Annotated in this window: 20 protein-coding genes; 5 read left to right on the forward strand and 15 right to left on the reverse strand. The window is 74.6% G+C overall.

The genetic code is table 11. The annotated features are described in order from the left end of the window. The first annotated feature begins 36 nt into the window (after positions 1-36). Genes lanKC through H297_RS0118215 form a run of 4 tightly spaced genes read left to right on the forward strand, consistent with a single transcriptional unit; the run spans position 37 to position 6,803 of the window. Positions 37-2,817 carry a class III lanthionine synthetase LanKC gene (gene lanKC, locus H297_RS0118200; protein WP_027738235.1) on the forward strand — a complete coding sequence of 927 codons (2,781 nt, stop codon included), beginning with the start codon at positions 37-39 and terminating at the stop codon, positions 2,815-2,817. Between the two features lie 38 nt (positions 2,818-2,855). Continuing rightward, positions 2,856-2,978 (forward strand): SapB/AmfS family lanthipeptide, encoded by a 123-nt coding sequence (locus H297_RS42770; protein ID WP_106959658.1) that lies wholly within the window; start codon positions 2,856-2,858, stop codon positions 2,976-2,978. A 4-nt stretch (positions 2,979-2,982) separates the two neighbouring features. Beyond that, entirely contained in the window at positions 2,983-4,833 is a 1,851-nt protein-coding gene (locus H297_RS0118210; protein WP_027738236.1) for an ABC transporter ATP-binding protein, read from the forward strand. Then, a complete protein-coding gene (locus H297_RS0118215) occupies positions 4,830-6,803 on the forward strand; it encodes an ATP-binding cassette domain-containing protein (protein ID WP_199787229.1) in 1,974 nt (657 codons plus the stop codon). The genes H297_RS0118210 and H297_RS0118215 overlap by 4 nt, the downstream gene beginning before the upstream one ends. Before the next feature lie 64 nt (positions 6,804-6,867). On the opposite strand, the gene H297_RS0118220 is transcribed toward H297_RS0118215, so the two are convergent. The 7 genes from H297_RS0118220 to H297_RS43750 all read right to left on the reverse strand — a co-directional run bounded on the left by H297_RS0118220 (position 6,868) and on the right by H297_RS43750 (position 11,658). Then, entirely contained in the window at positions 6,868-7,506 is a 639-nt protein-coding gene (locus tag H297_RS0118220; protein WP_027738238.1) for a response regulator transcription factor, read from the reverse strand. A 240-nt stretch (positions 7,507-7,746) separates the two neighbouring features. After that, on the reverse strand, positions 7,747-9,621 hold the full coding sequence (locus tag H297_RS0118225; RefSeq protein WP_027738239.1) for a complex I subunit 5 family protein: 1,875 nt from the start codon (positions 9,619-9,621) through the stop codon (positions 7,747-7,749). Beyond that, positions 9,618-9,965, reverse strand: a complete 348-nt coding sequence (locus tag H297_RS0118230; protein WP_027738240.1) for a sodium:proton antiporter — start codon at positions 9,963-9,965, stop codon at positions 9,618-9,620. Before H297_RS0118230 ends, H297_RS0118225 begins: the two co-directional genes overlap by 4 nt. Further along, entirely contained in the window at positions 9,962-10,762 is an 801-nt protein-coding gene (locus H297_RS0118235) for an MnhB domain-containing protein (RefSeq protein ID WP_027738241.1), read from the reverse strand. Before H297_RS0118235 ends, H297_RS0118230 begins: the two co-directional genes overlap by 4 nt. Next, positions 10,759-11,028, reverse strand: a complete 270-nt coding sequence (locus tag H297_RS0118240) for a Na(+)/H(+) antiporter subunit B (RefSeq protein WP_027738242.1) — start codon at positions 11,026-11,028, stop codon at positions 10,759-10,761. The genes H297_RS0118235 and H297_RS0118240 overlap by 4 nt, the downstream gene beginning before the upstream one ends. Further along, complete coding sequence (locus H297_RS0118245; RefSeq protein ID WP_027738243.1) at positions 11,021-11,485, reverse strand: monovalent cation/H+ antiporter complex subunit F; 465 nt, start codon at positions 11,483-11,485, stop codon at positions 11,021-11,023. The genes H297_RS0118240 and H297_RS0118245 overlap by 8 nt, the downstream gene beginning before the upstream one ends. Beyond that, a complete protein-coding gene (locus H297_RS43750) occupies positions 11,482-11,658 on the reverse strand; it encodes a hypothetical protein (RefSeq protein ID WP_199787230.1) in 177 nt (58 codons plus the stop codon). The genes H297_RS0118245 and H297_RS43750 overlap by 4 nt, the downstream gene beginning before the upstream one ends. 223 nt (positions 11,659-11,881) lie before the next feature. Between H297_RS43750 and H297_RS0118255 the strand changes: the two genes are divergently transcribed. Beyond that, entirely contained in the window at positions 11,882-13,279 is a 1,398-nt protein-coding gene (locus H297_RS0118255) for a cytochrome P450 (RefSeq protein WP_078514255.1), read from the forward strand. A 112-nt stretch (positions 13,280-13,391) separates the two neighbouring features. On the opposite strand, the gene H297_RS0118260 is transcribed toward H297_RS0118255, so the two are convergent. The 8 genes from H297_RS0118260 to H297_RS44350 all read right to left on the reverse strand — a co-directional run bounded on the left by H297_RS0118260 (position 13,392) and on the right by H297_RS44350 (position 20,048). Then, positions 13,392-14,033: a hypothetical protein gene (locus tag H297_RS0118260; protein WP_027738245.1), complete on the reverse strand. Its 642-nt coding sequence runs from the start codon at positions 14,031-14,033 to the stop codon at positions 13,392-13,394. 91 nt (positions 14,034-14,124) lie between these two features. Beyond that, complete coding sequence (locus tag H297_RS0118265) at positions 14,125-14,799, reverse strand: HAD family hydrolase (RefSeq protein ID WP_027738246.1); 675 nt, start codon at positions 14,797-14,799, stop codon at positions 14,125-14,127. A 138-nt stretch (positions 14,800-14,937) separates the two neighbouring features. Then, complete coding sequence (locus H297_RS0118270) at positions 14,938-16,431, reverse strand: Orn/Lys/Arg family decarboxylase (protein WP_027738247.1); 1,494 nt, start codon at positions 16,429-16,431, stop codon at positions 14,938-14,940. Between the two features lie 60 nt (positions 16,432-16,491). Continuing rightward, positions 16,492-17,511 carry a non-homologous end-joining DNA ligase gene (ligD, locus tag H297_RS0118275; protein WP_027738248.1) on the reverse strand — a complete coding sequence of 340 codons (1,020 nt, stop codon included), beginning with the start codon at positions 17,509-17,511 and terminating at the stop codon, positions 16,492-16,494. Continuing rightward, complete coding sequence (locus H297_RS0118280; protein ID WP_027738249.1) at positions 17,508-18,125, reverse strand: DNA polymerase ligase N-terminal domain-containing protein; 618 nt, start codon at positions 18,123-18,125, stop codon at positions 17,508-17,510. Before H297_RS0118280 ends, ligD begins: the two co-directional genes overlap by 4 nt. 142 nt (positions 18,126-18,267) lie before the next feature. Continuing rightward, complete coding sequence (locus H297_RS0118285) at positions 18,268-18,795, reverse strand: hypothetical protein (RefSeq protein ID WP_027738250.1); 528 nt, start codon at positions 18,793-18,795, stop codon at positions 18,268-18,270. 393 nt (positions 18,796-19,188) lie between these two features. Then, a complete protein-coding gene (locus H297_RS44345) occupies positions 19,189-19,587 on the reverse strand; it encodes a hypothetical protein (RefSeq protein WP_027738251.1) in 399 nt (132 codons plus the stop codon). Further along, a complete protein-coding gene (locus tag H297_RS44350) occupies positions 19,584-20,048 on the reverse strand; it encodes a hypothetical protein (protein WP_027738252.1) in 465 nt (154 codons plus the stop codon). Before H297_RS44350 ends, H297_RS44345 begins: the two co-directional genes overlap by 4 nt. Positions 20,049-20,272: the final 224 nt, after the last annotated feature.

Here is a 20,272-nt window from a genome sequence, read left to right on the forward strand (position 1 = left end):
GCACTCTTGTTCCGTACTTCCCAGGGGAGGGGAACGATGGACAAGCGGTACGAGATATTCTGTCTCGCGGACCGGCATTTCTATGACACGCTGGACCGCTTGTCGGATTCCACGCCGACCGGCCTCTCCCCGCAATCCGCGCCGGGCGACCGGCCGCGGGACCCGGGCGCATTCCCCGTGGCCGACCGCCCCGTGCCGGCGGGCTGGCGCAGCACCCGCTCCGGTGACTGGCTCGAACTGCGGCCTGTCAGCGGCGAGTTCCCAGCTCAGGGCTGGAAGATCCACGCCTCGGCGACGCTGCACAACGCGGACGGGATCGGCTCGATCGTCTGGGATCACTGCGTACCCCGCGGGATTCCCTTCAAATTCGTGCCGCACCGTACACTGCTCTACCTGCGCAACGCGAAATACGCCGGTCGGGGCACCAGCGGGAAATTCGCCACCCTCTATCCCACCGACGAGACCCAGCTCGAAGAGATACTCCATGAACTGGGCGAGAAACTCCACGGCAGAGCGGGTCCCTACATTCTCACCGATCTGCGCTGGCGCCAGGGTCCGTTGTACGTCCGCTACGGCGGCTTCGCGCCCCGCTTCTGCCTCGACGGAAAGGGAAACCTCGTACCCGCCGTCGAGGACGCCGACGGCGCCCTCGTGCCCGACCGCAAGGATCCCTCGTTCCGGGTGCCGGACGGAGTGGAGCTCCCGGCGTTCCTGCGCCCCGCGCTGGCGGCGCGTGCCTCCTCGGACATCGGGGATCTGCCGTACCGCATCGAACGGGCGCTGCACTTCTCCAACGGCGGTGGTGTCTACGGCGGCACCGACACCCGCGACGGCAACCGGGTCGTCCTGAAGGAAGCCCGTCCGCACGCCGGGCTCGCCGCCGACGGCGCCGACGCGGTCGCGCGGCTGGAGCGGGAGAGGGCGGCGCTCGACCAGCTCGCGGGGCTGCCGGTGGTTCCGGCCGTGCGCGACTGGCTGGAGCTGGACGGACACCGGTTCCTGGTGCTGGAGGAGGTGCCGGGCAAGCCGCTGAACACCTTCTTCGCACAGCGTCACCCGCTGCTGAGCGCCGACCCCGATCCGCAGGCGGTCGCCCGCCACACGGAGTGGGCACTGCGCGTCCACCGCCTGGTCGAGGAGGCCGTCGAGGCGGTCCACGCGCGGGGGATCGTCTTCAACGACCTGCACATGTTCAACATCATGGTGGCGCCCGACGAACAGTCCGTGGCGCTGATCGACTTCGAGGCGGCGGCCCGCGCGCAGGACGATCCGCGGCAGATCGTCGCCCACCCGGGCTTCATCGCCCCGGCCGACCGCACCGGCTACGAGATCGACCGCTACGCCCTGGCCTGTCTGCGGCTGGCCCTGTTCGTGCCGATGACGACGCTGCTGGCGGTCGACCGCGGCAAGGCGGCCGACCTGGCACGGATCGCCGCCGAGCAGTTCCCGGGCGTGCCCGGGCCGTTCCTGGCCGAGGCAGTCGCCACCATCGAGGGGGCCGACGGCCCAGGGAGTCCTCCACAGGCCACGTCAGGACCGCCCCGCAGGGATCGGCTCGTGAGCCCGGACGACTGGCCCGCCGCACGCGACTCGATGACACGGGCCCTGCTCGCCTCGGCCACCCCCGAACGGGACGACCGGCTCTTCCCCGGCGACATCGCGCAGTTCACCGCCGGCGGCGGCCTGGGCCTGGCGTACGGCGCCGCCGGGGTGCTCCACGCCCTCGCCGAGACGGGCGCCGGGCGCTGTTCCGAGGGCGAGGAGTGGTTGCTGCGGCACACCGACCCGCCACCCCGCGGCACCCTGCTGGGACTGTACGACGGCCTGGCGGGAGTGGCCCTCGTCCTGGCCCGGCACGGTCACCCCAAGCGGGCGCTGGAGCTGACCGAACGGGTGCTGGACGAGAGGTGGCAGCAGCTCGGCAGTTCCCTCTTCGGCGGACTGGCCGGTCTCGGCCTCGCCCTGGGCGGACTCGCCGACGAGACCGGGGAGACGGGTCTGCACACCTACGCCGACGAGGCCGCGCGGCTGCTGATCCGGCGGCTGAACCGCCCGGACTCCCGACAGCACGCGCCGGACACGTCGCACGCGCCGGACGCCCCGGACAGAGCCGGGCTGCTGCACGGAGCCTGCGGCACGGCGCTGCTCTGCCTCCGGCTGTACGAGCGGCACGGCGACCCGGCACTGCTCGACGTGGCGGAGCGGGCGCTTCAGCGGGACCTGGCGCACTGCGTGCAGGACCGCGCCGGGACCTGGCAGGTGGACGAGGGCAGCCGCACGATGCCGTACCTGGGCGCGGGCAGCGTGGGCATCGCCATGGTGCTGGACGACTTCCTCGCGCACCGGCCGGACCACGGCGCGTTCCTGCGGGCCCGCGCGGGCATCCTGCCCGCCGCCCGGATGCGGTACTACGCGCAGCCGGGCCTCTTCCAGGGCCGCGCGGGCATGCTGCTGCACCTCAGCAGGACCCGCACCCCGGGCGTCACCGAGGGCGACCGGGTCGCCCAGTCGGAAGGACTCGGCTGGTACGGGATGGCGTACGCGGGTGAACTCGCCTTCCCCGGCGACCAGATGATGCGGCTGTCGATGGACCTGGCGACCGGTACGGCGGGCTGCCTGCTGGCGGCCGGAGCCGCCGCGGCCGCACGTACCGGACAAGGCCCGCTGCCCGGCCTGCCCTTCCTCGCGCCCGTCGCGAGCCCGGCGCCCCGCGCGGGCGTCCCCACCCCGCTGCCGCACGGCGCCCCCGCGCCCGACGGCAGCCCTCGAACCGGCCTGCGGGACGAAGGCCGTACCCAAGCACCACCGTCCCTGTAACACACACCGATTCACCCGAGTGGGAAGGAACAACCACCATGGCACTTCTCGACCTGCAGACGCTGGAGCCCGAGGAGCGGACCGGCGGCGGCGACGACAGCAGCGCGAGCCTCCTCCTGTGCGACAAGCAGAGCTCCCACAGCGCGCTCCTGTGTCTGTGACCGGGTGACCTTGGCACCCGGTGCTCCTGGGCGGGGTTCTGCCCCCGCCCAGGGGCACTCCCCTGTCTTCGGGCGGCGGGACGCCGACCGGCTGCTGCTCGCCGAAGGGCGCCGGCACCGGTGGCGCACGGCGGCCTGCTTCCTGTCCGCGACCGCCGCGGCCGGCGCCGGGCTGGCCCTTCCGGCCGCGCTCGGCCGCACACTCGACCTGCTGCTGGCCGCCGACGGCAACGGCGCCGGCGCAGCGGCGGGCGGCTGGCTCGCGGTGTGCGCCGCGCTGACCTGTGCGCTGGTCGTGCTGGACGCCGCCGACACCGTCCTCACCGGCACCCTCACCTCCCGTACCACGGCGCGGCTGCGCACCCGGTTCGTCAGGCACCTGCTGGGCGTCGGTCCGCTGCGCGCGGCGCACTTCTCGCCGGGCGACCTGGTCACCCGGTGCACGGGCAACGCCGCGCACGCGGGGACCGGGCCGAGCAGTGCGGCCTCCGCACTGGCGGCGCTGGTCACGCCGGTGGGCGGTCTCGTCGCGCTGGCCCTCCTGGACCCGTGGCTGGCCGCGGTGTTCGCACTCGGAACGCCGCTGCTCGCCTTGCTGTTGCGCGCCTTCGCACGGACGTCGACGGCCTGTGTCACGCGCTACCAGGAGGCGCAGGCCCGCATCGCCGGGCGGCTGGTGGAGGCGCTCCTGGGGGCCCGGACCATCGCGGCGGCCGGTGTGCGGGACCGCGAAAGCGCCAGAGTGCTGGAGCCGTTGGGAGAGCTGTCCGACCACGGGTACCGCACGTGGCGGGTGCAGGGCCGGGCCACGGCGCAGGCCGCCGTGCTGGTGCCGCTCCTCCAGGTGGCCGTCGTGGCCGTGGGCGGGCTGCTGGTCGGCGAGGGACGGCTGAGCGTGGGCGGGCTGGTGGCCGCCACCCGGTACGCGGCGCTGGCGGCGGGCGTCGGGACGCTGGTCGGCCAGCTCAACGCCCTGGTGCGCAGCCGCACGGCCGCGCTGCGGCTGGCGGAGGTGCTGGCCGTTCCCACCATGCGGGCCGGACACCTGGGGGTGCCCGCCCCGGCCCACGAGGAGACGGCCTTTGCCGCGGGCCGCTTGGAGCTGTGCGGCGTGCACGCCTCGTACGGCGGTGACGGGGCGCCCGGCGACGAGGTGCTGCGCGGGGTGGACCTGGTGGTGCCCGCCGGTGCCACGGTGGCCGTGGTGGGCCCCTCGGGCGCGGGCAAGTCGCTGCTGGCCGCCGTCGCCGGGCGGCTGGTGGAGCCCGATGCCGGACGGGTGCTGCTGGACGGCGTGGACCTGGCCGCGCTGGAACCCGGGGCGCTGCGCACCGCGGTCGGCTTCGCGTTCGAGCGCCCCGTCCTCTTCGGCGACACCGTGGGCGAGGCCGTCGCGGCGGGCATCCCCGCGGGGCACGGATCAGGCCAGGGTCCCGCCCGGGAAGCGCGGGTCCGGCAGGCGGTGTCCGCCGCCTGCGCCGACGGCTTCGTCCGCACGCTGCCGCACGGCTACGACACCCCTCCCGGGCAGGCGCCGCTGTCCGGTGGCGAGGTGCAACGCCTCGGCCTGGCGCGGGCTTTCGCGCAGGGCGGTCGAGTGCTGATCCTGGACGACGCCACCTCCAGTCTGGACACCGTGACCGAAGTGCGGGTGACGCGAGCCATGCTGGAGGGCACCGCCGGGGCACGGACCCGGCTCGTGGTCGCGCACCGCGCCTCGACGGCCGCCCGCGCCGACCTCACCGCCTGGCTGGAGCGTGGCCGAATCCGTGCGGTCGCCCCGCACGAGAGGCTGTGGGACCTTCCGGAGTACCGGGCCCTGTTCGGCAGTGGAGCCCCGGAGCAGCAGTGGTGAGCTCCCAGCGCGCAGGCCCGTCCGCACGCCGTGGCAGGCACCGCCGCGCCCAGGGGCCCGTTCGTGCGGGGCTGCGGTTCCTGCGGCGCCGTCCGGGCGTGCTGGTGGCGTTGGCGGGCTGGTCGGTGCTGGAGGCGGCGCACACCTTCGCGCTGGGTTTCGCGCCGGCCCGCGCTCTGGACGACGGCTTCCTGGCCGGGCGCCCCGTCACCGGGCTCTGCTGGCTGGCCGCCGCCGCAGCGGGGTTGCTGGTGGGGGCGGTGGGTACCGCGCGGGTGTACCGCTGCGTGGCGGCACTCGCCGAACCGCTGCGCGACGTGCTGGTGCGCCGCGTGGTGGAGCGCAGCCTGTACGAGGCCGTCACCGCCGCGGTGACCCCGGTTCAGGCGGCGGACGGCGCCGCCGGTGGCTCCGCGGGCCCAGCAGGCGCAGCCGGGCCCGGTCACCCGGCGGGTACGGGTGTCGTCTCCCGGCTCACCCACCAGGTGGAGATCGCCCGGGACAGCTTCGCGGGCCTGGTGATGGTCTCCCGAGCCTTCGCCGTGTCGCTGGTCGGCGCGGTCCTGGGCCTGGCCGCGCTGGCGCCGCAACTGCTGCTCGTCGTCGTGCCGCCACTGGCCGCGGGCCTGGCCGTCTTCGCCGTGACGCTGCGTCCGCTGGCCCGGCGGCAGCGGGACTTCCTGGTCGCCGACGAGGAGTTGGCAGCGGGGACCGGGGACTGTGTGCGGGCGCTGCGCGACGTCGCCGCGTGCGGAGCGGGGGACGGGGCGGAGCGGGCGGTGCGGCAGCGTATCGACGCCGAGCGGTGCGCGGCCGACGCGCTCGCGTACTGGGGGGTGGCCCGCGCCCTCGCGCTGGGCCTCGGCGGCCGTCTGCCCGTCGTCCTGCTGCTGGTGCTGACGCCCTGGCTGCTGCGGCAGGGGGTGAGCGCCGGGTCGCTGGCCGGGGCGCTGACCTATCTGACGCAGGCGCTGCTCCCCGCGCTGCAGAGCCTGGTGCACGGGCTGGGCGGTGCCGGGGCCCGGCTCGCCGTCGTGATCGACCGCCTGCGGCAGGGGGCACCGCCCGCCTCCCCCACCGTCGCGTTTCCGCTCCCGCGCACGAGCCCGGTCCCTCCAGCGCCGCTCGGACCGGAGGCGGTGCGGGGGCAGGAGACCGTGTCAGGGCGGGGGACCGCGTCGAAGCGGGAGGCGGCTTCGGGGCCGGTGCCGTGCCGGGCCGCCACAGGGGCGCCTGCGGCGCTCGAACTGCGGGATGTCACCTTCGCCTACGGCCCGGAGGCCGAACCCGTGCTGGCAGGCCTCGACGTCTCGGTGCCGGCAGGAACCCATCTGGCGGTCGTCGGCCCCAGCGGAGCCGGCAAGTCCACGCTGGCGCTGCTGGTCGCCGGACTGCTGCGCCCCACTCGCGGCGAGGTGAGGCTGGCCGGAAGGCCCGCCGCGGGGCACCCGGGCGGCACCCCGCCCACCCGCCAACGGGTGCTCATCCCGCAGGAGTCGTACGTCCTGACGGGCAGCGTGCGGCAGAACCTGTGCTGCCTGCTGCCCCCGCACGCCGCACGACCCTCCGACCCGGCGCTGTGGGAGGCCGCAGAGGCGACGGGCGCCGGCGCGTTGGTGCGCCGGCTGGGCGGGCCGGCGGGACACGTGGACCCCGCGGGCCTCTCCGCGGGTGAGCGGCAGCAACTCGCGCTGGCCCGCGCCCATCTCTCACCCGCGCCGCTAATCGTCCTCGACGAGGCGAGCAGCCACCTCGACCCCGTCGCCGAGGAACGCGCCGAGAGGGCCTTCGCACGGCGCGGCGGCACGCTGGTGGTGATCGCGCACCGGATCAGCTCCGCCCTGCGCGCCGAACGGGTACTGGTGCTGGACGGTCCCCACACGTGCTGCGGCACCCACCGGGAACTGCTGGAGCGGTCACCTCTGTACCGGGACCTGACCGCCAACTGGGCGCCGCACCCCCGCGTGTAGCGACGGTCCGGGCGGGTGGAGTCCCGACGGGCCGCGCGGTGTACACCCCGGGGGGCGCAGCGGCTCACAGCCAGCCCGCTCCCTGCGAGATGCGGATGGCGTCCACGCGGTTGCGGGCGCCGGTCTTGCGGGTGATGGCGGACATGTAGTTGCGCACGGTCCCCGTCGACAGGCCCAGCCGACGCGCTATCTCGGTGACGGGCGCGCCCTCGGCCGCCGCGGAGAGGACCGTCAGCTCCCGTTCGCTGAGCGGCACTTCCGAGGCGCGCAGCAGGGTGCCGGCCAGCGCGTTGTCGACGAAGCGCTCCCCCGCGGCGACCCGCCGGACACCGGTCACGAGTTGTTCGGGGAGGGCGTCCTTGCCCACGAAGCCACGCGCCCCCGCGTCCAGCGCCCGGCGCAGCGCCCCGGGGCAGTCGTGGCTGACGAGCACCAGCAACCGCCGGGCAGGCCCCGTCCCGGCGCTGCGTATGCAGCCGCGGACGTCGTCGGGGACGCGGAGGGGTTGCGCCAGCGCGGCGAGCGGGGCGCGCCCTGTCAGGTCGGCGTCCGCCACGCACACATCGGCGTCCGGCGTGCGCCCCGGCCTGGTCGCCTCCTTCCAGGAGACGGCGTCGATCTCGATGTCGGGCTCCGATCCGACCAGAGACGCCAGCCCGCATCTGAGGATGCGCACATCGTGTACCAGCAGTACTCGGATCACGTCGAGTCCCCTCTAAGTGCCTGATAGCCGTGTATGACAGGCGCCGCTTCATACATACAAGCTCATCGCGTGGAGGAGACGGGGAGTTTTGGCCACACATTGACACCAGGCGTGCGCGTTGTGTTATGGGGGCGCGTGAGGGGCGCATCCCACGGCCGGGCCCCCACCGCCTCTGCCGCCGCAGTCGTCACATCCGCCGCGCGTCACCACACCGTCGTCGGTCGTCCACGCCACCGGCCGTCACCACACCAAGGCCGCCAGCAGGGTCAGCCCGGCGAGGGCGCAGGCGACGTAGTCGCCGACGTGTCCGGAGTGGAGGCGGCGCACCGGCACGGACCAGCGGGGCCGCACGCCGCTGGGCACGGTGCGCAGCGCGGCGCAGGCGGCACCGACGGCGAGCCCGGTCGAGAGCAGCCCGAGCAGGACCCCGGCCGTCGACCAGTGCGGCACGAGAGAGGGCGGGGCGTGTGCCTCGGCGGCGTGCAGCACGGTCATGGCGTAGCCGGTGTGGTCGGTGAAGGTGTCGGCGGCCCGGCTGACGGCCGACCACAGCGGCGGCACGCAGCCGACCGCCAGCCCGCCCGTGAGGAGCGCCACGGCCGCGGCGAACATGGTGTCGGGCACCCGGGTCACCCGGCCGCGGGTCTCCTCCGGTTCGTCGGCACCGGTGGTCTCCGGGTCGTCCTCCGCCTCGCTCTCGGCCGCTCCGCTGCCGGGACGGTCCCCGTGGCGGGAGGGGGCGGCCTCGACCCGGCCCTCGTCGGCGGGTGGGGCGCCCAGGCCCCAGAAGACGCCGCCGGCCACCCGCAGGACGGCTCCCCCGGTGGCGGCGGAGACGAGCACGAAGACGACCGTCAGCCATCCCCCCGCCGCCTCCTCCGAGAGGGCCTTGCCCAGTCCGGTGCCGAACGGCGGGAGCCCGGCGAGGGCCAGCCCGCCGACCGTGAACAGCACGCCGAGCTGCCGCAGTTCTCCGCCGCGGCTGTGCAGCTCCCGCTCGTCGACGCTGCCGAACCGGTCCACCAGCACGCCGGCGCAGGCGAACAGCGCGGCCTTGACGCCGGTGTGCCCGAGAACGTACAGCGCGGTGCCCGTGACGGCTTCCGGGGTGAGGACGGCCAGCGCGACGAGGAAGAGCCCGGTATGGGCGATGGTGGAGAAGGCCAGCAGCCGTTTGACGTGCCGTTGCAGCCAGCACAGCAGCGAGCCGACGACGGCGGTCAGCACGCCCAGCGCCAGGAGTGCGCGGTGGACGGCCGCCTCCGGAAGGCCCCCGGTACCCGCGAACACGGTCCAGTAGAGCCGGGCCACGCCGTAGACGCCCAGTTGCACCATCACCCCGGACAGCAGCATGCACACCGGAGTCGGCGCCACCGAGTGCGCGTCGGGCAGCCAGAAGTGGAAGGGCACGGCGGCCGCCTTGACGAGGAAGCCCGTGGCCACCAGGACGAACGCCGCCTTCACCAGCGTCCCCGAGCCGTCCGGGGCGGCGTCCAGGTGCGCGCCCAACTGGGCGAGGCCGAGCTCCCCGGTGTGGGCGTACAGCAGTCCTACGCCGAGCAGCAGGGAGTAGCCGCCCAACGAGTTGAGGAAACCGAAGGTGAGGGCGCCCTGGACGGCGCGGGCCTCGTCGACGCGGTACCCGGTCAGGGCGTAGGCGACGACGCCCATCAGTTCGAAGAAGACGAAGGCGTTGAACAGGTCGCCGGTCAGGACGAATCCGTTCATGGCCGCCTGGAAGGCCAGGATCAGCGCCGGGAAGGCGCCGGCCTGGTGCGGGGGCGGATCGTCGAAGAACCGCCACGAGTAGACGAGCACGGTCACCACGAGGACGGAGACGACGGCGGCCAGGCCGAGCCCGATGCCGTCACCGACCAGCACGATGCCCACCCCCGTCCCGTGCCGGGGCCGCCAGCCGCCCACCCACTCCACGGCCGCCGGACGGTGCGCGGTGGCGACCAGCACCCCGAGGGCGAGTGCGGAGGCGGCGCCGGCGACGACCGCGCCGAAGACGTCGGCGACGTACCGGGGCAGCCACCGCCCGGTGGCCACCAGCACGGCCGCTCCGAGCAGCGGCCCGGCGACCAGTACGGGCAGGAGCTGTGCTGCCGTCATCCGCGCAGCTCCCGCAGTTCGTCGGGGTCGACGGTGCCGTGCCGTTTGGAGACCTGCACGACCAGCGCGAGCAGCAGCGCGGTGAGGGTCGCTCCGACGACGACGTCGGTGAGCGTGAGGGCCTGCACCACCGGGTCCACGACCGGGCGGGTGCCGGGCCTCAGGTCGGAGAAGACGGGCGCGGTGCCGCCGCGGCGGTATCCGACGGACAGCAGCAGGACGTAGGTGGAGGCCTGGCAGACCGCGAGCGAACCCACGGCGTGGATGAGGTTGCGACTGGTGGCGAGGCCGTAGCAGCCGGCCAGGAACAGCCAACCGGCCACCAGGTACGGCAGGATGCTCACGCTGCGCCCCCTTCGCCGCGGCGTCCGTCCCCGTCCCCGCCCCCCACGCTTCCGGCCCCCTGCTCACCGTCTTCGGACTCGATCACGATGGCCTGGTCGAGGAACTGTGCCAGCAGCACCACGACGGCGGCGGCGACCTCGAGCCCGATGGCCGCGTTGAGGACGGGCACGGTGCCGCCGGAGGAGAGCGTGCCCAGGGTTCCGTAGGGCAGGACGTTCTCCAGAAAGGACGCCCCGGTCATCAGGACGCCCAGGCCGAGGAGGGGGTAGCCGGCCTCCCCGGCCGCGTCGGCGAGCGTGAACAGGGGCACGGAGCGGACCCGTTGGAGCGCGCGGTAGTCGACGGCGATGTAGAGCAGGTGCAGCGCGGTCGCCGCCACGACGCCGCCCTGGAAGCCGCCACCCGGGCTGACCTGGCCGTGGGCGACGACGTAGAGCCCGGTCAGCAGCGTCACCGGCAGGACGGCCAGCGCGTAGCGGCGCAGCGGTGCGGGCACCCGCGCCGGTTCGGGCTCCACGCGGCGCTCGTCGCGGGTGGTCCGCAGGATGACGACGGTGCCGAGGACCGCGCCGAAGAGGATGGCCTGCTCGCCCATCGTGTCGAAGGCCCGCTGGTCGAAGTTGATGGAGGCGATCGCGTTGGAGGTGTGCCGCCCGAGCGCGGTCTCGACCGCACGCTGTCCGTACGGGTGCCAGGAGCCGCCGAAGCCGGGCAGCTTCCGGAAGGCGGCCACCAGCATCGCGGCCAGCCCGAGGAGCCCGACGGCCAGCACCACCGTGCGCACGCGCAGGCTCATTCGTGCTCCTCCCGCCGTTCGCTGCGGGCTTTGCGTCGCACCTTGCGTACCGACAGCAGCACCATCAGCGGGGTGAGGGCGGTGCCGACGGCGAGTTGCGAGAGAGCTACGTCCGGCGCCTGGAGCACCGCAAACAGCAGGGCGAGCGCCAGTCCGAGCCCCGCGAGGGCGAACACCTGACGCACCGGGTCGCGGGTCAGCACGGTAGCCGTCCCGGCGACGGTCACCAGCAGCAGCGCCAGCACGATCGGCAGGTCGTCAGCCATGGGAGCCGTCCCCTCCGGGCGGGGTCGTCAGCGCCCGGGTGCACAGGGCGCTGCCCGCCACCAGCAGCCCCGCGATGAACAGCAGTTTCAGCGTGGTCCTGCCGGGCGTGGCCGCGACGCAGACCGGTACGACCACCACGGGTACGGGCGCCACGCTGAGCGCGGTCATCGTCCGGGTGACCCGGCGGGACGGACGGTCGGCTCGCAGCTCCTCCCCCAGCAGCCGTTCGTAGATCAGCGTGCCGACCGGGCCGAGCACGGCCAGGACCAGTGCCATGTCCGTGTAGGAGGACCGCGCGTAGCCCTGGGAGAGGAGCAGCAGAGCGAGAGCGGCCAGCACGGTGGCCAGGTTCTGCGCCAGTACACGGCGCCGGACGGAACCCGTGCACATGGCGAGCAGCGTGGGCAGGAAGCCGACGAGGAGCAGCGCGCAGGCCGCTGCGAGCCAGCCGTTCATCGCCGCGCCGCCGCTCTGCGGGCGGCCCGTCCCCCGTACGCGGCGAACAGGGCGGCACCCGCGCCGACACCACACTCCAGGGTGTCGACCGACTGGATCAGGACCAGCCAGAGCCCGGCCAGCACCACCCACCAGACGGCCACCTCCGCGGCCGCCGCGAGCCGACGCACCATCAGGCCGTCTCCCCTCGACGGACGGTGCCCACCCGGGCCGGACGGGTCAGTGGGTACCACCACGCGCGCGGCGTGAAACGAGCCGCGCGGGCGCCGTACGGACCACCCCGCGCGTCGTTTCGGCCGGTGCTCCGGGGGTACCGCGACGCTCTTGGGACCATCCCGGCACGACGCACCCGAGAGCCGTCGGAGCGTCCGGCGAGCGAAGCGAGTGGAGTGACAGATGCGACTGACCGAGGCCGCCACCACGACCCCGGAGACCCTGCCGGAGCCCGCCGATCGGGCGCTGCCGTCGCTGGGTGCCCGCGAGACGGCCGGTGTGGTGGGCGACGTGCTGCTGCCGGTGCTGGCGGGCGGGGTGATCGTCCGCAGGCCCTCGGCGATGTCGCTGTTGGAGCGCACCGGTTGGGACCGGCGCGGGGTGCGGCGGATGCGCGCCCTGCGGGACCGGCACGGAACGGGGCCGCTGCCGCTGACGGTGCGGGGGCGTGCGTACGCGATGGTGCTGGATCCGGGGGACGCGGAACGGATCCTGGCGCAGACCCCCGAGCCGTTCAGTCCGGCGACGCTGGAGAAGCGCAGCTCCCTGGCGCAGTTCCAGCCGCACGGGGTGCTCATCTCCGGCGGCCGGGAGCGGGCCGCGCGGCGGGAGTTCGTCGAACAGGTCCTGCAGACCCCCGAGCCGCTGCACGAGCTGGCGGGCCCGCTGGCCGGCGTCGTCCGCGAGGAGGCGGCAGCGCTGCTGGCCGAGGCCGACCGGTCGGGCGAGCTGCGGTGGGAGGACTTCGACGCCGCCTGGTGGCGGGCGGTACGCCGCATCGTGCTGGGTGACGCCGCCCGGGACGACACGACGCTGACCGCCCAGTTGGGGGCGCTGCGCTCGGCGGCCAACTGGTCGCTCGCCGGGCCCCGCCGCAGGCGGTTGCGCAGCGCTTTCCTCGCCCGGGTGCGCTGGTACACGGCCCGTGCGCAGCCCGGCAGCCTCGCCGAGCGGGTCGCCGCCACCCGGGCGCCGGCCGGTACCGACCGGGCGGGGCAGATCCCGCACTGGCTGTTCGCCTACGACGCCGCAGGCATGGCCGCGGCCCGGACGCTGGCGCTCCTGGCCACCCACCCGGAGGCGGCCGCTCGCGCCCGCGCGGAGGCGCGCGACGGCCAGGTGACGGCCCCTCGCCGGCTGCCGTACCTGCGCGGCTGCGCCCTGGAGTCGGTGCGGCTGTGGCCGACGACGCCGCTGATCCTGCGCGAGAGCACCGCCGAGACCTCATGGGCGGGCGGCACGCTGCCCGCGGGCACCGTTTTCGCCCTGTACACGCCCTATCTGCACCGTGCCGAGCCGGCCGGCGCTGCGGGTGACAGCTTCGCGCCGCAGCAGTGGACGCAGGAGACCGGGCATCGGGCCCGGTCCAACCCGGCGCTCGTCCCGTTCAGTTCGGGTCCCGCGGGCTGCCCCGGGGAGAACCTGGTGCTCTTCACCGTCAGCACCCTGCTGGCCGCCCTGCTCGAGGAGCACCAGTTCGGCCTGGCTTCCCACGCCCAGCTGCGGTCCGCCGCTCCGGTGCCCGCCACACTCGACCACTTCACGCTCCGCTTCCGGGTGGATCCGCTGCACGCGGGGTGAGCCCCGGCCGGATGCGCGCCCGGAGGCCGGGCGGATGTGACGAGCCGGGGGGACGGACGGCGGACGGGAGGGGCGGGACCACGACGGTCCCGCCCCTCCCGTCCGCCGTCGCTCACACCCCGTCCACCTCGTCCTCGTCCCTGGTGCGCAGGGCGTCCTCCTCCGCGGACAGGCCGCTTTCACCCGCGATCAGGCCGCCCTCGCCGGTTTCCTGGCCGTAGACGTCCTGCCGGCGGGGCGGGGTGGGCTCGGGGTCGGTACGCAGCAGCCCGGACGCCTCGTCGGGCGGCCCGGAGACGGCCTCCCGTTCGGAAACCTCGGGCTCCTCCTCGGCGAGCCGCTCGTCCAGGGACTCGCCCTCGCGGATCTCGGCGGGGGTGGGCGCGGAGCGGGTGACGGCCGTGGGCTCGTCACCGGGCACCGACTCCTTCTGCGGGTCACTGGCCCGCTGCTGCTCGGGAGTGCCGTCCTGGAGATCCGGGATGCCCTGCTCCTCCGGGGCGACGCCCGGGTCGGCCGGCTCGGCGTGCTCCTCGTCCGCCTCCGCCTCCGGCGTCAGGAACGAGGTGTCGAAGCCGCCGGTGTCCTGGCCGGGGCCACGGGGTGGCGGGTCGGACTCCACGGGCGGGTTCCACGCCCCGCGGTCGGCCCGGTCGCCCGGCAGCCGGCCTTCCTGGGGCCCCTCGCCCATCTCGGCGGCGTCCTCCGTGCTGACACCCTCTTCCGCGGGGATGTCCCTGCCGTCTCCGGTCATGGTCGCCTCCTTACGTCCGGACCTCCGGGTACCCCTCCACCCTCCCGGCTACGCGGGGCGCGTCGCAGGTCGGCAAGGGTTCGCAGCGGGATCACGTCTCCCGCTCCAGCCGGGCGTACGCGCTCTCCTCCAGCTGGGTGAGCAGGTCCGCCGGACCCTCGTAGATCTCCTGGGCACCGGCCTCCTCCAGGTCGGCACGCGGGATGCCGCCCGAGAGGACACCGAGTGCGGTCACCCCCGCGCGGGAGGCGGCGTACATGTCCCATACGGAGTCACCGATGAACACCGTCTGCTCCCGGGCGGCACCCGTGCGTTCCCTGGCCTGGTCGACGGAGTCCGGGGCCGGTTTGCCCCGCTCGACGTCGGAGGCGCTGGCGATGTGGGTGATGAGGTCGTCGACGTCCAGGGCGCGGCGCATCGCCGCCAGCTCGCCGCCCACCGCGGAGGTGACGAGCACGATCTGCCAGCCCCTCTCGTACAGGGCGTGCAGCAGCTCGCGGGCGCCCTCCAGCGCGGCGAGCCGCTCGTGGCAGGTGGCGAAGAGCGTCTTGTGGGCGGCGCTGATGGACGCGTCCTGGTCACGGTCGCGGCCCTCCCCCAGAACGTGGGCGATCAGGTCGCCGCCGCCCAGTCCGATGGCCCGGTGCAGGGTGGCGGTGGGCACCTTGTGCCCCGCCTGCCGCAGGGCCTCCCACCAGGCGTCGACATGCAGGTAGGTGGTGTCGGTGAGGGTGCCGTCGACATCGAAGAGTGCGGCGCGCGGCATGGCGGCTCCTTGGGTTCGGGGGCGAGCAGGGCAGGTCCGGAAGCGGGCCCGTGGCCGGGGGCCGGGGGCGTCGGAAGGTCAGGGACATGCCGTGGGCGGGTGTCGGGAGGGGCGGTCGGGCGTGCAGCGAGCGGTTCTTCAGCGGTCGGGGCGGGAGGGGGCGGGCGGACCGTCGGCCAGCACGCGGACCGTGTCCAGCTCGGGGGAGACCGCGTCGGGCAGGTTCATGCCGGCCGCCACCCCGCTGCGCAGATAGTCCAGGACAGTGCCGGTCAGTCGCTCGCCGGGCAGCACGGTGGGGATGCCCGGCGGATACGGGGTGATCATCTCGGCGGCGATCCGCCCCTCGGCCTCGTCCACCGGCACGTCCTCGTGTGCCCCGAAATAGGCGTCCCGGGGCAGGCACGCCTGTTCCATCCGCAGGTCGGCTGGGCTGCGCAGGCGCACGGTCGGCGAAGCGGGGAAATCGTCCGCGCGGGCGAGCAGCTCTGCCACGGCGTCGAGCAGGGCGGCGGCGGTGTGGCGGTCGTCGGCGTGGGTCAGCTGCGTGTTGATCCGGCGGTGGTCGCTGATGTGCACGTCGAGGTGGCGGTGCTCCCGCAGCCAGTCGGCGGCCTGGTATCCGGTGAACGGCAGCTCCGCCAGATCGATGACGACCGGCAGCGGGTCCAGATCGGCTGCCAGGCCCTCGCCGACGAAGTCGGCCCTGTCGTCGACGTGCAGCCCCGGCATGGCCTCCAGACGCCCCCTCACCTCCCCCGCGAGGTCGAGTGCGCGGCCCAGCAGCTCGTGGCCGCGCTGCACCATCTGCCGGCGCCAGCCGTCCAGCCCCGCGTAGATCAGCACGTTGGGGCTGGTGGTGCCCAGCAGGTCGGCACGCTGGGCCAGCGTCAGCGGGTCGATGCGGGGTCCCTGGAGGTGGAAGACGGAGCCCTGCTCCAGGCCGCTGCCCATCTTGTGGATGCTGGTGACGCAGACGTCGGCGCCCGCGTCCATGGCCCAGGTGGGCAGGTCGCGGTGGAAGGGCAGGTGGGCGCCCCAGGCCTCGTCGACGATCAGGGGCCGGTCCCGGCGGTGGCAGACGTCGGCGACGGCGTGCAGCTCGGCGCAGCTGCCGTACGGGGTGGGGCTGGTGACCAGGGCGCCGCGCGCGTCCGGGTGCCGGGCGAACGCGGCCTCGAAGGCGGCGGCCGACGGCGCGTGCGCGAGCAGCCGCTTCTCGTCCCACTGCGGCTCCACCCAGACGGGGTGGATGCCCGAGAGGACCAGCCCGGAGATCACCGACTTGTGGGCGTCCCGGCCGACCAGCAGCTTCTCGTGCGGCCCGGCGACCGTGAGCATCGCCGACTTCACCGACAGCGAGCTGCCGCAGGTGGAGAAGAACGTGTGCTCGGCGTGGACCGCCTCCGCCATCAGCTGCTCAGCCTTGACGAGGACGGCGGCCCGGGTACGGCGGTCGTCCAGCCCGCCGGAGGCCAGGACATCGCCGTGGAAGACCGCGTCCCCCAGCACCTCGCGCACGCGCGGGTCGGCGCCCCTGGCCTGCTTGTGGCCGGGCGGGGAGAAGGGCAGCTCGTCCGCCTCGCGGTAGCGGGCCAGCGCCTCCAGCACCGGTGCGGCATCGTGATCCATGCGTTCCGTAGTGCCCGCACAGTGCGGAAGGGAACCAGCCGGCCGCGGGGAACGCTCGGATCAGCGGCGCTCCCGGGGCGTCTCCCGCACCACGTCCTCGGGCTTCTTGTCGTCCCGCAGTCCCAGGAAGCGGGGGTGGCGCAGCATGCCGTCGCGGGTCCACTCGGTGAAGCCGATCTGTGCGACCAGGCGGGGCTCGACCCAGTGGGCGCCGCGCTCGCGGACCGGATCGGCGAACGGGGAGCGGCGCGCCTCCAACCGGTCCAGACCGCGGCGCAGGGTCACCAGCGTGGCGTGGTCGTAGCCGGTGCCGACCTTGCCCGCGTAGCGCAGCGCGCCGCCCTCGTAGTAGCCCACCAGCAGCGCGCCGAAGCCCACCCGGCTGCCGGCCGGCTCGGTGAAACCGCCGACCACGAGCTCCTGGCCGCCGGCGCACTTGAGCTTGAGCCAGTCCGGGGAGCGGCGGGACTGGTAACGCCCGTCGGCGCGTTTGGCGATCAGCCCCTCCCAGCCTCGCGCGCACGCCTGGTCGAGCAGTTCCTGGCCGCCCTCGTTGCGGTGCGTGGTGAAGCGGAGCGGTTCGTGGAAGTCCAGCGCCCTGCGCAGCAGCGATTTGCGGGTACGCAGCGGCAGCCGGGTGAGGTCCGTGCCGTCGAGCCGGAGCAGGTCGAACACGTAGTAGGTGACGGCGACGCCGCTGGCTCTGGCCTGCCGTTCGGTGCTGAGCTGCATCCGCTGCTGGAGCCGGGCGAAGTCGGTACGCCCGCCGGCGAAGGCCACGATCTCACCGTCGACGGTGAAGTCGGTGCAGCCCTGAGCGGACAGCGCCTCCACGATCTCCGGGTAGGTGGCGTCGACGCGTCGCCCGGAACGGGACAGCAGCCGCTCCGTGCCGCCCTCGCGGACGGCGAGCGCCCGCACCCCGTCGAGTTTGCGTTCGAAGACCCAGCCGCCGGCGGAGAAGTCCCGCCGGTCGCTCAGCTCCGCGCGCATGGGCCGCTCGGCCAGCGCGGCGCCCGGCGCCGATGTGCGAAGCAGGGCGCGCTCGTCCGGAGGGAGGCCCTTGAGCAGGCCGCTCACCCCGGGCCGCCTTCGCGGGTCCACTCCGCGGCGGGCTCCTCCCGTACCTGCTTGAGGGTGCGGTCGCTCAGCGCCGAGCGGACCCGCCAGGGGTCCGGGGCGCCCCGGGAGGAGGCGTGGCTGTCGCTCTTCTTGACCAGCAGCCAGGCCTCGCGCTCGCCGTCGTCGCCGCTGCGGAAGCGGGAGAGCGCCCAGTCGCCGCGCAGCTTGCCGCCGTGCATCCGGAAGGAGATGTGCCCCTTGGCCAGCGCCTTGCCGAAGTCCCGGGACAGCGGTTCGTAGGTGCCCTCGTCCCAGACGATGACGGGGCCCGCACCGTACTCGCCGCGCGGAATGACGCCCTCGAAGGTGCGGTAGTCCAGGGGGTGGTCCTCGGTGGGCATGGCCAGCCGCTTGTCGTGCGGGTCCATGGAGGGGCCCTTGGGTACCGACCAGGACTTGAGCACACCGTCCCACTCCAGCCGGAAGTCGAAGTGCAGCGTGGTCGCGTCGTGGATCTGCACCACGTAGCGGGGCTCGTCGCCGCTGCGCGCGTGCTTGCCCTCCGGCTCGGCCGTACGGTCGAACCGGCGCTTGTGCCGGTATGTCTTCAGCGCGTCCTCGTCACCGCTCACGCCGCGTCCTTCCCGGCCACCGCACGTCAGCGGCGGCCTCGTCGCACCCCTCCGCGTTCCCCCTTGTCGTGCGGGCGACACCGGACGCCGCCGGCCGCCCCCCGGGCAGCCGTCCGTACCGGGCCGGGCGGCGTCCGCGGGGTCAGTGGACGGGGCCGAGCTGGGAGGACCAGGGGATCAGCGGGTAGCTGAGCGGGGGCGGACGGACACCGCCCGGGCCGACGACATGGCTGCCGATCCGGCCGCCCAGGTGCACCAGCCGCCCGTCGTCCTGGCGGAAGTGGACGGCGCCGTCGCCGCGCTGCACGGCCGCCACGGCCTCGGCGAGGAAGCCGAGCTCGCCGGCGTCCTGGTCGGACCACTCGTACGCGCTCCACATGTACTGGTCCACCCACAGGGTCGCCACGTCGTCGAGGTAGACGGCGATCATGGTGGAGGCGTTGCCCGGGCCGATCAGCACACAGAACTCGTCCGTCACCAGCGGAGAGAGCGGATATCCGGGCACGGCCCGCGCAGCGTCGGTGAAGATCTGCACGACGGGGTGCACACGCCGTGGCGGCTCGCCGCCCCGGATGCCGGGGCTCGACCGTACGTGGACGTGCGGGCGGACCGGCACCGTCTCGCGCCGCCCCTCCTCGTCCTCCACCTGCTCGCTCAGTTGTTCGCTCACCGTCACGTTCCCCTCGTCGTCCGGCCTGCCGGGTCGGCGGGGCCGGCCGGTCCTCGCTCTGCCGACCGGTCCGCCGTCGGCCTGCCGGTCGGTCTGCCAGGTCGCCGTCTTGTCGGCGTCTTGTCGGTGTCTTGTCGGCGTCAACGACGGTATGCGGGATATGTCCGGGTAGCAGCCCGGGAGGGGCGAGACGGTGACCTCTGCCCGGCCCGTGTCCACCGAGTGGGCGTAGCTCTGAGGGCGCCGGCCGGGTGGGGCCGCACCGGACAGGCAGACAGGCAGCATGAGGTCGGCAGTCGGCAGTCGGCAGTCGGCAGTCGGCAGTCGGCAGTCGGCAGTCGGCAGTCGGCAATGCTGCCGCGTTCGCAGCGTGTCCGGTACAGCGCCCCGGGGTCACGCCCGGGGCCACGCGCTCCTTCCGGGCCCGGTCCCGGCCGGGCGGCGCAAGGCGGACAACAGCGCGGTGGTGGGCAGCCACAGGCCGGCCAGCAGCGCGACGCAGGCGCCGAACGCCCCGCCGCTGCCGTGGGCGGCGGACAGCGCCGCGAACAGCGCGCCGATGCCTGCGACGCCCGCCGCCTCCGCCACCTGCACGGCGGTGAGCAGCCCGCCCGAGGCGGCGCCGGCGTCCTCGGGCACCACCTCGGCGAGGGCGAGCCCGAGCAGCGAGGTGGCAACGATGCCACCGCCCAGCCCGTACCGCAGCAGGCCCGGCAGCAGCACGAGGGCCCGGTCGCCGGGGTGCCCGCCCTCCCCGGCCGCGCACCCGGCCAGCAGTCCCAGGCCCGTCACCAGGGCGCCGCAGGGTACGACCCGCCCGCCCCAGCAGGCGACCAGCCTGCCGCGCCACGGCGGCGGCCCGAAGTGCACACGGCCGTCGGCACGAACTCGACGGCGGCCTGCCACAGCGCCAAGGACAGCCTCCGCTGGAGGTGGAAGGCCGGCAGGAAGACGAAGGCGCCGTCGCCTCCGTGGAAGAGCAGCGCGCCAGGCACGCCGAGGGAGAACCTGCGCTGGGCGAAGAACCGCGGCGGCAGCAGCGGGGCCCGTCCGGCGCGGGCGACACGGTGCTGCCACGCGACGAACACCCCCAGCAGCACGGCTGCGCCGCACACCTCGGCCACCAGGGGCGTCCACGCGTGTTCGGCGCCGGTCACCAGCGGGTGCAGCAGGCCGAAGAGGCCGACTCCCGGCGGGGCGGCCCCCGGCAGGTCCAGTCCGAGCCGCTCCCCCGTCCGGCCGCTTCGGGGCACCAGGGCGGGCCCCGGCGAAGGTGAGGGCGCACAGCGGGACGTTTACCAGGAGACGTTGACCAGGAAGAGCGCGCGCCGGACCAGCCCGGCCACGTTCCACTGAAGGAGCAGGCCACCGACGATCCGCCCGGCGACGACGCCTGCGCCCACCACGGAGCCGTAGAGGCTGAGGGCGCGCGCCCCGCCCGTCCTCGCGCAGGAAGGTGACCTGCACCGAGGCCAGC

The organism is Streptomyces sp. CNT360 (genome assembly GCF_000424785.1).